The following is a 14,671-nucleotide window of genomic DNA, read 5'->3' on the forward strand; positions in this document are numbered from 1 at the left end:
GCCGAGCACTGCTGGAACGGCGACCCCGACCAGCCTAACGCCATCACTAGACTGCGTTATAATACGATGTACGTTCCCAAGATTATGAAACGGATTGCCGATAGTGCTCCCAAAGGGGCCGATTTGACCAGTTGGCGGTACGAATAACACCGAGGTAACGAAAAACTATAAAAAATGGTTATTTTAGCCACAACACAGGAATCCCATAAAAAAATCCTATTTTACTTTACCAAAAAAATGAAAATTTCACCATAACTCAAACCATACGAAAATGAACAAAAGGGAATTTCTAAAAAGCGCGGCCGCCGTATCATCCTTTGCCTTATTACCATCAGGCGCTTGGGCCTTTTCACAGGAAAAACGCTTGCGAACGGCACACATCGGTGTCGGCAATATGGGCGGTGAGGACCTTAAGGCCATTTCGTCGCATAATGCGGTCGACGTGGTCGCCCTGTGCGATGTAGATTCGATAAATCTTGCCAAAGCGCACAAGCTTCACCCCAATGCCAGAGTATTTTTTGACTATCGCGCGATGTTTGACGAGATGGGTGACGAGATAGATGCGGTCATCGTATCGACCCCGGATCACACCCATGCACCGGCATCTTTGTTGGCCATGGAAAAAAATAAGCCCGTGTATTGCCAAAAACCCTTGACCCATTATGTAGAAGAATCCCGAAACATGATGAAAATGGCCAAAGAAAAGAATTTGGTCACCCAAATGGGCATTCAGGTGCATTCCTTTTATGACTATAAATTGGCCACTTTGTTGATTCAATCAGGAATCATAGGCAAAGTACATACCGTACGCGCATGGTCCCCTAAATCTTGGGGATACAATGGCCCCGAGCCCACCGGCGAGGATCCAGTGCCGGATCAGCTGGATTGGAACCTCTGGTTAGGTACGTCAAAGAAACGCCCTTATAAAGAAGGCTTTTATCATCCCGGAAATTGGCGGAAGTTGTTAGATTACGGTTGCGGTACCTTGGGCGATATGGGAGTACATATTTTCGATACGCCTTATAATGCCCTCGAATTGGATGTTCCCTTGACCATCACGAACGATTGCCGTGAGCCTAACGGATTTGGGTACCCCGAGAACAATACGGTCACCTATGAATTTCCGCAGACACCGTATACCGCAAAGACCCTAAAATGGGTATGGTACGATGGGCCCGGTATGCCACCGGCGCATGAAGACCTTGTTTTACCAGGGGCGACAAATCAAACGGATAAAAAGGAAGGGGCGGCCCAAAGCGTGGAAGATAAAATGTCCCTGGACGCAAAAACCGCCGCCGAAGGCCAACTGCCCGATCAGGGAGCCATGTTCATCGGTAAGAAAGGACGTTTATTGTTGCCGCATTTTATGCAGCTGCCCCAAAAAATCGTAAAGGGAAAATACGTGGATATTTCATCCGAAATCGAAGAAGTTTCAAAAGCCAACAACTTGGGGGAAATTATCCGAAATTATGAATCCGAGGGGCCAAAACACTACCATCAGTTCGTCGATGCCTGTCTGGGCAAGGCTGAAACCACGGCACCATTTTCGTATGCGGGCAAATTGACGGAAACCATTCTTTTGGGCACCATAGCGGGGCGTTTTCCGAATCAAACCCTTCATTGGGATGCCGAAAAGGCCAAATTTGAAGAAGAAGAAGCCAACCAATTTTTGAATGCCGAATACAGGGAATTTTGAGTATGCCCAACAGAACGCATCGTACTTGGCAGTAGGTCAATACAAGTAATCCATAATCAGTAATCAATACATCAAATGCGATACAGAAGATTCGGTAGAACCGATTGGCAAGTAAGTGAAATAGGCTACGGCATGTGGGGCATGGCGGGGTGGACGCAGTCCGACGACCGGCAGTCCGCCAAATCCTTGGATTTGGCCGTGGAGAACGGCGTCAACTTTTTCGATACGGCCTGGGGCTATGGCGAAGGGCATAGTGAAGAATTATTGGGCGAACTAGGTAGACGTCATCCCGATGTAGAACTATTTATGGCCAGCAAAATCCCCCCTAAAAATTTTGAATGGCCCGCAAAACCGGAATGTATATTTGAGGATTCCTATCCTACGAACCATATCATCGAATACACCGAAAAGACCCTAAAAAATATGGGAATGGAGCGTATCGACCTAATGCAGTTCCACACTTGGGACGATGGTTGGTCGCACCGCGAGGAATGGCAGCGGGCGATTGAAGATCTTAAAAAGGCTGGAAAAATTGCGGCCATGGGCATCAGCGTCAACCGCTGGGAGCCCGAAAACGGAATCAAGGCCCTAAAAACCGGAATGCTGGATGCCGTACAGGTCATTTATAATATTTTCGATCAAAATCCCGAAGACGTACTATTCCCGTTGTGCGAGGAAAGAAATATCGCCGTAATAGCGAGGGTTCCCTTCGACGAAGGCACGTTGACCGGAAAGATAACCAAGGAGACCACCTTTCCCGAAGGGGACTGGCGGGGAACGTACTTCGTGCCTGAAAACCTGAATTCCAGCGTCGACCATGCCGATGCCTTACGCCCGCTGGTTCCCGAAGGTATGACCATGGCCGAAATGGCCTTGCGTTTTATTTCCATGAACAAGACCGTAGGCACGATGATTCCAGGAATGCGCAAAGCGCACCACGTCAAGGCCAACACGGCCACCAGTGATGGCAAGGGACTTTCATCAGAGCTGTACGAAGAATTGAAAAAGCACCGATGGGATAGGGAGCCAACGTCTTGGTCGCAATGATGTCATTTCGCAAATAACTGCCCCATATCACGAAACGCCTTAAATTCCAACGCATTTCCTGCAGGATCTAAAAAGAACATGGTCGCCTGTTCGCCGACCTGTCCTTCAAAGCGAATATAGGGTTCGATAACAAATTTGACTCCTTTCGTTCTGAGTTCTTCGGCGAAGGGCTGAAATGTTTCCCAAGGTAACACCACACCGTAATGGGGTACCGGCACGTTTTGGCCGTCTACCGGGTTGGAGTGTAAATCGCCGGTTTCCCCTTTAGGCTTGTAATGAATCACCAACTGATGGCCGAACAGATTAAAATCGACCCAATGGTCGCTGCTTCGGCCTTCTTCGCAATTCAAAGTTTCACGGTAAAAGGTGCGGCATTCCGCTAGGTTGTAGACGGGAATGGCGATGTGGAAGGGAGTTACTTGTGACATTTCTTTGTTGTTTTAACGTATTTTTAAATAAAAAAATGCAGGTTATAAGCGATTGCTTTTCCGTCAAGGGCAAGCCAAGTCTATTCCCTTTTTTAACTGCATTTTTTGCTGACAAATCAAAAATTTGTTGGGCGAGCTAAAGTCGCCTAAGCTCTATAGCACAATTTTGGTTGGGCACGTGTATTGTAATCTTGTTATGGACTATACACCTTATTACGAAATATCATTTCATCGGCTTCTTCTTGATCATCCCGCCTTGAATATCCTTTACGACACCCATAACGATAAAAGCGTTTTTGTCGATTTTATCTATTTCGGTACTTAGCTTGGCCAGTTCCAAGCGGGTCATAACGGTATAGACAATTTCTGTATCCTTGCGTTGATCGCCATTTTTACTATACCCTTGCCTTCCCTGAAAAATTGTACAGGCCCTTCCCATTTTTTCGGTAAGCATCACCCGTATTTCCTCGTTCTTAGGGGAAATAATGGTTACTCCGATATACTCTTCGACACCGTCTACCACATAATTGACCGTTTTGGCGGCGACCAGATAGGTGAGTATGGCGTATAGGGCGATTTCTATGGAAAGCAGATAGGCTCCGGCGGAAAATATAACGATGTTGATCAATAGCAGCACATCGCCGATAGTCAAATGCCATTTGCGACTGAGGTAGATGGCCAACACTTCAGTACCATCGATCACACTGCCGCCGCGCATCGCCATACCGATGCCCAAACCTAGAAAAAACCCTCCAAAGACCGCGATCAAAAGTTTATCGTCGGTGATAATGGGGTACGGAACAAAATGTACGACAATCGCCAGTGCCGTAATAGCTAATATGCTTCTTAGGGCGAATGCTTTGCCTATGGTGCGGGTGCCCAAGATCAAAAAGGGCAAGTTGACCATGATTAAAAGAATACCTAGTGAAATATTCGATTTCACCTGTATTAAAAGGGATACCCCGGTAGCGCCGCCGTCAATAAACTGGTTGGGCAACAGAAAACCTTTAAGGCCAAACCCTGCGGCCGCCACACCGATGGCGATAAATAGAATTTCTTTGACTGCATGCACCAGTTCCACCTGTGCGGTGCGGATTTCTTTGACAAGTAAACGTTTTCGTAGCTTTTTAGGGTCTTTTTTGCCCTTAAGCCTTTGCTTTGCGCGCCAAACTGCTATATTTTGTAAAAGTGAATTCATGGCAACGGCTTATTATTTTTTCCTAGAAAATTAAACGATTTTAACTTGAACTTGAACTTGAGCTTTTTCAATCCCACCCCACCATCATATACTTGATTTTGGCGTCATCGGGAATCTGTACGGCCTCGATATTCACACTGGATGCATACCGCAAGCTAGAAGGCAGCTGGTCTTTGCTGATGGTGAAATAAATATCACTATCCTTCAAAAGTAGCACTACGTTGTTCATCGAAGTGATTACCTTCCGTATCTCATAATTATCCTTGATATCCTTAAAGGTACTCTTGAGGCCGACACCCTTATCGGTTACAAAGCGGGAATCTTCGATCCTTATGTTCTCAATGGTAGGAATGCTATCCGAATTCGGAGTCAGCGTCAACAATTGCTTACCGCCTTTTTCAAAAATTTTTATCTTTTTACTGTTGTTCGAGGCGTTGATGTAGGTGGTATCCTTTACAATCGAATCATTGGAATATATGACATCGAGATCTCTGGCCAGACTAATTTTATCGAGTTTACCGATCGTATCTTTAGTGATCAAAAAAGTGGTATCGATTTCTTTTTCGCATCCTAATAGTAAAAGGATAAAAAATAAAACGGTGATTATGGTCTTCATTGGATTTGGTAAATGGTTATTTAAAAAACTACCTATTAATTGTCCACTTTTTCACCGCATAACCTTCTTCAAAACGCCCAGGACGCCCCGAATAAAAGTGGCACTGGTCAAAACTTTGATGACCGGGTTCATTCGGTTACTAGTGACTCTTCGGGTACTGGCCTGCGGTCTACTCTCTTCCTCTTTCGCTATCGCTTCCGCCTTTTCCATCTTTTTGTTCAAAATTTCATAAGCACTTTCGCGGTCGATGACCTCGCCGTATTTCTCGACCAGTTTCGAGCTGTCGATAACGGTGGCGAGTTCCTTTTCCGTCAGCAAATCCATACGGCTCATGGGCGCGCGGAGTAGGGTAGCGGCCAGGGGCGTGGGCCGGCCTTTCTCGTCCAAGGCCGAAATAAGGGCTTCGCCGATCCCTAAGGAGGTCAAAACTTCTTTAGTATCGTAGAATTCCGATTCAGGATAGTTTTCAGCGGTAAGTTTTATGGCTTTCCGATCCCTGGCGGTAAAAGCCCGAAGGGCGTGCTGTACTTTCAGGCCGAGCTGTGCCAGGACCTCATTGGGCACATCGGTAGGATTTTGGGTCACAAAATACACTCCGATACCTTTGGAACGGATCAATTTCACAATACCCTCGATTTGATCTAAAAGTGCTTTGGATGCTTCGTTGAAGATAAGATGGGCTTCGTCTATAAATAGGATGAGCTCGGGCCTGTCGCTATCGCCCTGTTCGGGAAAAGTATCATAGATTTCAGCCAATAGGCTGAGCATAAAAGTGGAAAACAATTTAGGACGGTCCTGTATATCGGTCAACCTTAGGATGTTGATATAGCCTCTACCCTGGTCATCGATTCGGGTAAGGTCGTTTACCTCGAAAGATTTTTCACCGAAAAAGAGTTCGGCCCCCTGCTGTTCCAGTTCTATGATTTTTCTGAGGATGGTGCCCGTAGAACTTGTGGAAATGCGTCCGTAATCTTTGGCGAATTCCGCTTTTCCATCGCCTGTGGCGTATTGCAGCACTTTCTTGAAATCCTTTAAATCCAGCAGCGGATATTTGTTATCGTCGCAATATTTGAAAACGACGGCGACAATTCCTTGTTGCGTTCCCGATAGGTCTAGGATACGCGATAGCAGAACGGGTCCGAATTCCGAAACGGTTGCCCTTAGTTTGACACCATCCTGTTCGGAAAGGGACAGCATTTCGACGGGAAAGCTATTGGCCTCGAAAGGGATGCCTATCTGCGCATGGCGCTCATCAATTTTGGCATGACCCGGGCTGGGTTGCGTGAGTCCGCTCAAATCCCCTTTCAGATCCATCAACAGTACAGGTATACCTTTCTCCGATAGGTTTTCGGCCAGTACCTGCAAGGTTTTCGTCTTTCCCGTACCCGTTGCCCCGGCAATGAGTCCATGTCGGTTCAGTGTTTTTAGCGGAATTTTCACGAGGGCGTCCGTAACCGCTTCCCCGTCAAGCATGGCTGCGCCCATAGCTATAAAATCACCTTTGGTGGCGTAGCCCTCATCGATATGTTTGCGGAATTCTTCTTTGGTCGGCATTCTGGTGCATTTTGGCTCAAAAATAAGAGTTTTTGAGTGTATAAGTTTATAAGTTTAGGAGTTTATGCGTTTAGAAGATTGTGATTTGGATTTTGCAACCGCTATCTTTGCCCAATGGTAGAATCTAAAGTTTCGACAAACGAAGTATCGGTATTGGTAGACCAAGGATTGCTATTGCCATTGATGGAAGAATTCTACACCATTCAGGGCGAGGGTTTCCACCAGGGTACCGCTGCTTATTTTATTAGGTTAGGCGGCTGTGATGTCGGTTGCCATTGGTGCGATGTTAAGGAAAGCTGGAATGCCGAGACCCATCCGCCGACGGGGATACAAAGTATTGTCGAGAATGCCGCAAAATATTCCGATACCATCGTGGTCACAGGCGGAGAGCCTTTAATGTGGGATATGCATCCGTTGACGGAAGCGTTAAAGGCCAAAAACCTGAACATCCATATAGAAACTTCCGGTGCCTATCCCTTAACGGGAATTTGGGACTGGATCTGCCTATCCCCCAAAAAAAATAAATTGCCGGAGGGACGCATTTACGATAAGGCAAACGAGCTGAAGGTCATCGTCTACAACAAGCACGATTTGATTTTCGCGGAGCAAGAAGCCGCTAAAACAAACAAAAATTGCATCCTCTATCTACAGCCCGAATGGAGCGTGCGGGATAAAGTAACGCCGATGATCGTCGATTATGTTATGGCAAACCCCAAGTGGAAGGTGTCATTGCAGACCCATAAGTATTTGAATATACCTTAAGAAGTTATAACATATCACTTTTTATCTCCCTCCGTTGGTTTGCAGGTCAAGAATACATTCGCTGTCAAGATCGGGGGCCAAACCCCCTTTAGCGGTTTGGGAGGACAACATTTTAAGCACACTCTTGCCGCTCAACCGGCATCCGGCCTTTATTCCGTCTTCATTTTTTGCGGTTAACGAGGTGTTTTTTGATGATGGGCCACCGAACGTTAGCTCAGCGTTCATTAGGCACCCAGTTACATTACAATGGCTGTTGCTCATGGTGTTGCCTTGGTCATCTAAAATAGGTTCTCCGCTCTCGTCCGTTTGAATATCTTCATGGTCATTGACGGGTACAATGCCCAAGTTTACCAATCCGAAGAGATGTCCGAATTCATGGTTCAAGGTCGAACTCTCGACATCGGCATCGGAAATAAAAATACTCTGGTCGGCCAATTTGCGTACGGTGGCTTCATGAATGATCATTGAGGTATTCCGGTAAACGGCACCTAGGGTTACAAGGTCTTCCGCTTCATCGTCGTCTTCGGCAGGGGCATCCGAAAAATAAATATAGATGGCCAGCGTATCCCCATTGCTATAGGCCGTTCTATTTTCATTTTCAAGGTCGTCGATTTCCTCCAAGGTCAAATTTTCTTCGTCCGGAGAAGCCAGTTCATTGTAGACAAGTTCGATATTCTCCTTAAAAGTGCGTTCTTTTAAGTAGGCGACAAACCCGTCCATAGCCTCTTGGGTCGGGCGAAAACCTTCGACGTAGGCAATCTCGATACGCAAATTGGTATATGTGTTGTTCGAAAGCAGGTCGATGGCGGAGTCTCCAGTGCCCAGCCTATTGAGTGTTTTGTCAACGGCTATGGGCTTTTCGGGATTGATATCATCGTTATCGTTAGAGCATCCTAGTGCAAATACTACTACTAAAAGATAAACTAATGGGAAGCATTTCTCTTTCATAAGATGGTGTTTTCTATAGTCATAACGTAAAAATCCGTTCGACCGTATGTACGTTTTATTTATTGTTTAGGATTACCATAATCGCGCCAAATAGTCGTAATGTTCCCCCTTTCTTACAATTTCACAGTGTAAATCGCAGATGGTTGCCGCATCTTCTAAGGTACGATAATCCAGATATAGCCAAATAAAAGGTTCGCTTTTCTGGCCTTTGTAGTGCATTGTAAACTGAACTTCGCCATAATAATTACCGGAATCCGGTACCCACCGACCACCGTCATCATCTTCATCGAACATGTAGATGATGTCGCTGGATTCTAGGAGGATTTGGCCGCCAGGGTTCAGAAGGGACTTCAAATGTATAAGAAAGCGACCCAAGTTTTCAAGCTGACCTACGATACCGATACCGTTCATAAGCATCAGTAAAGTATCGAATCTATAATCCTTCAAATCGAGAATATCGGAGTGTATCCTCTTTGCAACACCCCGAAGACGACAAGTTTCGACAGCCCCTTTCGAGCTGTCGAGCGCCGTCACCTCGAATCCTTCTTGTTGTAAGTAGAGGCTGTGGCTTCCTGCACCGCATCCGATGTCTAGAATGCTTCCCTTGCAAAGGCCTAATGCCTTTTGCTCGATTTGGGGCATCCCAACAAAATCACGGAAGAGATACGGAAGGGGAATGGTATCCTCTTCATCCAAACAAGAAAACGTTACGATATCCTCGGAATAGCATCCCCTTTGATAATCCAACAACGCATTTCCAAAGATATCTTCCATAGCAGGCACAAAAATCGACTTTTTGTGGCAGGTATGAAAATTTCAATTTTTCCAGGTCCGGTATTGCGAATTTAGCACTGAATCTAGCTAAATGTTCAGAATCGATTCGCGCGTATCGTACGTAGTAATCGGTACCGGTTATTCCTATTTTTTACCCATTTCCAAGCATTAACTACTCGGTAGTCCATATTTCTTGCTTAATTTTGGATGGATATTAAATAGGATGGACGAAATACTAAACCGACTCCCCAAAAAAGCCGGGGAAAAGCACGCCGAGAACAAAAAGTTCTTCAAAAATCTCAAAACGAAGCCGCCCAAAAATCTGGATTATATCATGCAAGGGCTGCATGAATCGGAGTTCGGACGTACCGATTGCCTGAAGTGTGCTAACTGCTGTAAAACCACCGGTCCGCTGTTCACGAACGCCGATATCGAGCGTATTGCCAAGCATTTTCGCCAGAAACCGCAGGTGTTTATCCAACAACATCTAAGGATTGACGAAGACAACGATTACGTGCTGCAAGAAGTGCCCTGCACTTTTTTGGGAGCCGATAACCGTTGCTCCATTTACGAGGTACGCCCCAAGGCCTGCCGTGAATTTCCCCATACCGACCGGAAGAAATTTCAGCAGATTTCGCAGCTGACGTTAAAGAACGTGGCGGTCTGTCCCGCAGCTTTCAATATTGTGGAAGCGATGAAGGAACGAGTGGGTCGTGGGAAGTAAAAAAGTTATGGGTTCAGAATTATACGTTTTTGCTTTTAAGCACCGAGCACCGAGCACCGAGCACCGAGCACCGAGCACCGAGCACGGAGCATCAAACACTTGAAATTCAAACTTGAATATGAATTTGTATCTTTAAAATATCCTTGCAGGATACATTCGTTAAGCCCTGACTCATGCAAACCATCATCGACTATTTTGAAACCATTCCCTCGCTTCACCGTTCGTTGATCTTAGTCGGCGGTATTACCTTTTTTTGGATTTTAGAAGGCGCCGTGCCCCTGTTCAGGTTCAAGTACAAAAAATGGAAACATGCCCTGCCCAACCTATTCTTTACCTTCACCACAATTCTCGTGAATTTCGCCTTGGCCTTTCTACTGCTCAAAACGGCGGATTGGACCGCAACTAACGATTTCGGTATCATCAACTGGCTGCCCGAAATGCCGCTTTGGCTGTATGTGATTCTAGGAACACTCTTACTGGATTTCGTCGGTGCATATCTCCCCCATTATGTCGAGCACAAGGTAAAACCACTTTGGATGATCCATCTCGTGCACCACACCGACCACAATGTCGATACGACCACGGCAAACCGACACCATCCATTAGAAAGCTTGATACGGTTTGCGTTTACCTTAGTGGGAGTCTTAATCATCGGCACGCCTATCGGTATCGTGTTTCTCTACCAATCCCTATCATTGGTGGCCACCCAATTCAGCCATGCCAATATCAAACTGCCGAAAAAGGTGGACAAGGCCTTAAGCTGGGTCATCGTTTCGCCCGACATGCACAAGGTGCACCACCATTATGTGCTGCCCTACACCGATTCAAATTATGGCAATATTTTTTCTATTTGGGACCGCTTGCTCGGTACGTATATGGAATATGATCGGGATGCTATCGTTTATGGAGTAGATACCTTCCCCGATGAGGTCGAGAACGGCAGTATTGCGGGATTGCTAAAACAGCCGTTTCATAAATATAGGAAGCCGACGGAGGCGACCACTTCACAAAGAGGCATATAGTTATGCTATCAACGGCAATTCTTATAAAAACTTCATTGAAGACGAAAAGCTGATGGAAAGGTCCGAAGGAGTTAAGGTCTATCTCCGTTTCACGTGAATGCCTATTCCGGTAGGTCAAATGGATCATAAAATTCCCTTCTTCGACCGATTTGCCTGACTTTGTAGAAGAAACGTCGGTAACCCTTACCGGCTACGAATTCAAATGGAACGAAAAAGCCAAGGTAAACATTCCTAACACCTTTCTAAAAACCTACAAAGCTAAGGTAAACGTCATACACCGAGGTAATTTTAGGACGTTTGTGAAATAAATGGGGGGAATAAGACCAAATCTGACGAAATCTTATGTATCGGCCGTAAGACACTCCGCAAAAAATTAAAATAATCGCTGGGTAAAAATTCCCCGACCGGGGCGAAATTCCTCAATTCCATTTTCTGCACAATTTGTTTTAACCTTCGGTTAATTACTGATATACAGTTACTTGTAATCTATATTTCGGATGTGTCATTAACAATGGCATATACTTTGCTTTTAGGATGTAAAATCCGATCAAGGGAGATTGTTCGCAAAGTTCCTTGATGGCCCTTAACCCATTTTTGATGAAATACGGAAGCTTGGTTTTGGAAAAAAGGGAATATGTAGCCTTAAATACACAGTTATGAGACAATTATTTTTCACATTTCTATTCACGGCAGCGACCCTTGGTTTGAACGCTCAGGAAGCGACAGAATTAGTCACTCAAGAGGTTCAAGTGGGCGATACATTTCAGATAGGCAGCAGTCCCGATGCCGCGGGCTTCAAGCACATCGACTTCCCAAGGCTCAATTTTATTGTTAAAAGGGGAGGTATTGCCAATTATAAAAGCGTCGAGGGAAACAAGGTCGAAGTTACCTCCGTAGATAAAAAGAACGGTACCGTTAAGGTAAAGATCAAAAGGGCCGATGGCGGACGCTTTTTTGGCAGCCATACCGTTGTATCGGCTGATTTGAACGACGCGCTTACATCGGGAGAACTACGGTAGATGTCCAAAAAATTGACTTCAAAACAGCGCGTTCATGCAGGTTTTATCTTGGCCATGGCCTTTTTATTGGTGCTTGCCTCGAATCGGTTGAACCAAAGGAATTTTTCCAATCTGGAGCAAACGGTAGATTCCATTTTTGAGGACCGTGTGGTTGCACAGGGATATATTTATCGTCTGAATAACCTCTTTCATATAAAAGAGATGTCGTTGTCTGCAATACAGCGGAAAAATACGGTTGTTACCAATAACGCTGCTATCGAAGAACTCCTCGAAAGTTTTTCAAAGACAAGGTTGACGCGGGACGAATCCGTCCATTTCAACCGGCTAACAGATAACCATACGCAGCTGAAAGCCCTGGAGAACGCCTTGGTTGCTGATCAAGGTGTCCTGGGAAGGGAATCTAACAAGGAACAGTTGACCCTACTAAAGAAAATTGGCGGAAATTTGGACGGCCTCTCGGGGGTACAACTTTCGGAAGGCCGCCTGATGACCGAAATTTCCAAGAAATCGTTGAACATAAACCAATTGCTCTCCCAACTTGAGGTCGCATTTTTGATTGTCATCGCTGTCCTTTTTCTACTTATTATTTTTCATGGGGAAAAACCGGACCGGCTATGGGTCGAAGAAAACGGCTGGGGCAAGTTGTAATATTAAAACCCGAATGTTTACTTATCTATACCAAAGAACGGATTTCGACCGATCTAAATTCTAATGCCATTCTAACCTAGTCCGCGACCCTTTCTTCAAACCGATTGTCTATCTTCGTGGTTTTTCAAGAACCGCTAAAATCCAAAAACCTTTAGGTGCAGACATTATGGCCAAGAGCGTACTCGTTATCGAAGATGAGCAAAACGTGGCCGCCTTTATCAAGCAAGGACTGAGTGAGGCGGGCTACGATGTTTTTTTGGCCTACGAAGGCCGAAGCGGAATAGAATTGCTGGGACAAAAGCAAATAGACCTTGTCATCTTGGATGTTATCTTACCCGGGATGGACGGGAAAGCCGTTGCCAGGACCATTCGGGGCCTCGGCTATCAGAACCTGCCCATTATTATGCTGACCGCCCTCGGAACGACCGAGAATCTGGTACAGGGACTGGATTCCGGTGCTGACGACTATCTGGCAAAACCATTCAAGTTCAAGGAGCTTTTGGCAAGGATTAGGGCCTTGTCAAGAAGAAATGGAAGCAAAGTCCTACCAGACCAAAAACTGAGCGTATATGACCTCGAACTGAATAGCGATGCGAAGACTGTAAAAAGGGCGGGCGAGGAAATCAAATTGACCGCTACCGAATTCAGACTGTTGGAATTCATGCTCAAGAACAAGAACAAGGTACTCAGCCGTATCGATATTCTTGAAAACGTTTGGGACATCAATTTCAATCTGGGCACCAACGTCGTCGACGTCTACGTAAACTATTTAAGGAACAAGATCGATAAGAACCATACGAACAAGGTGATAGAAACCGTCATCGGCATGGGGTATGTCATCAAAGGTTAATTGGCAGCCCTATGAAATTGAGATCAAAAATAACCTTCATTTTCATACTATTGACAGGGCTGTTCCAAATCGTGATATTCTTGTTGATCTACTATTTTTCAAAAAACTACACCGAAAGCGAGTTCTATCTACGCCTGAGCCAAAGGGCCACCATTGCCGCAGAGGCCTACCTCGAAGAAGACGAGATAAACATCGATATCTATGACGGTATACGTATTCGACATCTACAGACCCTGCCCGATGAAAAAGAAGTGATCTACCCTGTGGATGCCGAAAAGAAAGAGCCGCTGACCTATTTCGACAACCACCTTCCGCCATCGTTTTTTCAAAAGGTATTCGACAGGCGATATGCGGAGATCAAACAGGGCGAATACTATTATACCGGCCTATTGTACCATGATAACGAAGGTGATTTTATAGTGGTATTGTCCGCAAGGGACCTTTATGGCGTTGGAAAAGTGGAGAATCTTCGGAATATCCTTATCGGGGCATTTTTTGTGAGTTTGGTCTTTATTTCCATTTTTGGTAGGTACTATGCAAAACAGGCGTTGAGCCCTATCTTCAAGATTATCGACAAGGTGAATTCCATTCGGGCCGAAAACCTTGATCTCAGATTGGATAAAGTAAAAGGCAAGGATGAACTTGCGGAGTTGACGCGTACCTTCAACAGTATGTTAGACAGGCTGCAGATTTCCTTTGACCTTCAGAGCAATTTCATAAACAATGCCTCCCATGAGCTAAGAAATCCCTTGACCGCTATACTGGGTCAGACCGAGATCGCCATGAACAAAAAAAGGACGATAAAAGAGTATCGTTCGACCCTGAAGAACATAGAGCTTGAAGCTTCAAGACTTGATACCTTGGTAAATGGCTTGTTAAAACTTGCAATGACGGATTTTGATTCTAAAGGCCTGGTCATCGATGCCATCCGTTTGGATCAGATTATCATCGATATCAAGCAAAATTTGGATGTGGCCATCCCCAAAAACAGGATAAAACTCGATTTCGACCAACTGCCCGATGACGAAAGCGCACTTACCCTATCGGGAAGCGAGACGCTGCTTAAAGTAGCCCTGCATAATATTTTGGAGAACGCCTGCAAATTTTCGGATAACAATACGGTCACCCTGAAGCTGCTGACAGAGGCCGATCGAATACTTTTGATAATCACCGATCAAGGTATCGGTATCCCCCCCGATGAGTTAAAAAACATCTTCGAACCATTCTACAGGGGATCCAATGTACGTGATCTCGAAGGTTTTGGTTTCGGACTTCCCTTGGCCTATAGGATCGTAAAACTTCATTCCGGCGAGATACGCGTTTCATCACAAATAGGCAAAGGAACCATAGTTAAGATCAAACTACCGAATCGGGCAAAACGGCTT

General features: G+C 45.4%; 15 protein-coding genes. 9 read left to right on the top strand and 6 right to left on the bottom strand.

Going from position 1 to position 14,671, the window contains the following annotated elements; all coding sequences use genetic code 11:
* The first annotated feature begins 271 nt into the window (after positions 1–271).
* Positions 272–1,696: a Gfo/Idh/MocA family protein gene (locus tag ACEW8S_RS16545; protein WP_373519225.1), complete on the top strand. Its 1,425-nt coding sequence runs from the start codon at positions 272–274 to the stop codon at positions 1,694–1,696.
* Positions 1,697–1,771: 75 nt separating this feature from the next.
* Positions 1,772–2,743, top strand: a complete 972-nt coding sequence (locus ACEW8S_RS16550; RefSeq protein ID WP_373519226.1) for an aldo/keto reductase — start codon at positions 1,772–1,774, stop codon at positions 2,741–2,743.
* A gap of 2 nt (positions 2,744–2,745) precedes the next feature.
* On the opposite strand, the gene ACEW8S_RS16555 is transcribed toward ACEW8S_RS16550, so the two are convergent.
* From ACEW8S_RS16555 to ACEW8S_RS16570, 4 genes are all read right to left on the bottom strand, one after another.
* Positions 2,746–3,171 carry a VOC family protein gene (locus ACEW8S_RS16555; protein ID WP_373519227.1) on the bottom strand — a complete coding sequence of 142 codons (426 nt, stop codon included), beginning with the start codon at positions 3,169–3,171 and terminating at the stop codon, positions 2,746–2,748.
* A 223-nt stretch (positions 3,172–3,394) separates the two neighbouring features.
* Positions 3,395–4,369, bottom strand: a complete 975-nt coding sequence (locus ACEW8S_RS16560; RefSeq protein ID WP_373519228.1) for a YitT family protein — start codon at positions 4,367–4,369, stop codon at positions 3,395–3,397.
* Between the two features lie 67 nt (positions 4,370–4,436).
* Positions 4,437–4,985 carry a hypothetical protein gene (locus ACEW8S_RS16565; RefSeq protein ID WP_373519229.1) on the bottom strand — a complete coding sequence of 183 codons (549 nt, stop codon included), beginning with the start codon at positions 4,983–4,985 and terminating at the stop codon, positions 4,437–4,439.
* 51 nt (positions 4,986–5,036) lie between these two features.
* The gene (locus tag ACEW8S_RS16570) at positions 5,037–6,539 is read right to left on the bottom strand and encodes a helicase HerA-like domain-containing protein (protein WP_373519230.1); all 1,503 of its coding nucleotides are present in this window, start codon (positions 6,537–6,539) and stop codon (positions 5,037–5,039) included.
* 114 nt (positions 6,540–6,653) lie between these two features.
* Here ACEW8S_RS16570 and ACEW8S_RS16575 point away from each other — a divergent pair, with 114 nt between their 5' ends.
* Complete coding sequence (locus ACEW8S_RS16575; RefSeq protein WP_373519231.1) at positions 6,654–7,301, top strand: 7-carboxy-7-deazaguanine synthase QueE; 648 nt, start codon at positions 6,654–6,656, stop codon at positions 7,299–7,301.
* A 21-nt stretch (positions 7,302–7,322) separates the two neighbouring features.
* Here the strand turns inward: ACEW8S_RS16575 and ACEW8S_RS16580 are convergent, their stop codons facing one another.
* On the bottom strand, positions 7,323–8,249 hold the full coding sequence (locus tag ACEW8S_RS16580; RefSeq protein WP_373519232.1) for a hypothetical protein: 927 nt from the start codon (positions 8,247–8,249) through the stop codon (positions 7,323–7,325).
* 72 nt (positions 8,250–8,321) lie between these two features.
* Positions 8,322–9,023, bottom strand: a complete 702-nt coding sequence (locus tag ACEW8S_RS16585; RefSeq protein WP_373519239.1) for a class I SAM-dependent methyltransferase — start codon at positions 9,021–9,023, stop codon at positions 8,322–8,324.
* Between the two features lie 223 nt (positions 9,024–9,246).
* Here ACEW8S_RS16585 and ACEW8S_RS16590 point away from each other — a divergent pair, with 223 nt between their 5' ends.
* The 6 genes from ACEW8S_RS16590 to ACEW8S_RS16615 all read left to right on the top strand — a co-directional run.
* Positions 9,247–9,747 (top strand): YkgJ family cysteine cluster protein, encoded by a 501-nt coding sequence (locus ACEW8S_RS16590; protein ID WP_373519233.1) that lies wholly within the window; start codon positions 9,247–9,249, stop codon positions 9,745–9,747.
* 173 nt (positions 9,748–9,920) lie between these two features.
* Entirely contained in the window at positions 9,921–10,769 is an 849-nt protein-coding gene (locus ACEW8S_RS16595) for a sterol desaturase family protein (RefSeq protein ID WP_373519234.1), read from the top strand.
* Between the two features lie 656 nt (positions 10,770–11,425).
* Positions 11,426–11,788 (top strand): hypothetical protein, encoded by a 363-nt coding sequence (locus tag ACEW8S_RS16600; RefSeq protein WP_373519235.1) that lies wholly within the window; start codon positions 11,426–11,428, stop codon positions 11,786–11,788.
* Entirely contained in the window at positions 11,789–12,436 is a 648-nt protein-coding gene (locus ACEW8S_RS16605; protein WP_373519236.1) for an MCP four helix bundle domain-containing protein, read from the top strand.
* Positions 12,437–12,602: 166 nt separating this feature from the next.
* A complete protein-coding gene (locus ACEW8S_RS16610) occupies positions 12,603–13,286 on the top strand; it encodes a response regulator transcription factor (protein ID WP_373519237.1) in 684 nt (227 codons plus the stop codon).
* Positions 13,287–13,297: 11 nt separating this feature from the next.
* The coding region (locus tag ACEW8S_RS16615; protein ID WP_373519238.1) for a sensor histidine kinase at positions 13,298–14,671 on the top strand (1,374 nt) is incomplete at its 3' end.

The sequence above is a fragment of the Pricia sp. genome (assembly GCF_041745955.1).
Classification (GTDB): Bacteria; Bacteroidota; Bacteroidia; order Flavobacteriales; family Flavobacteriaceae; genus Pricia.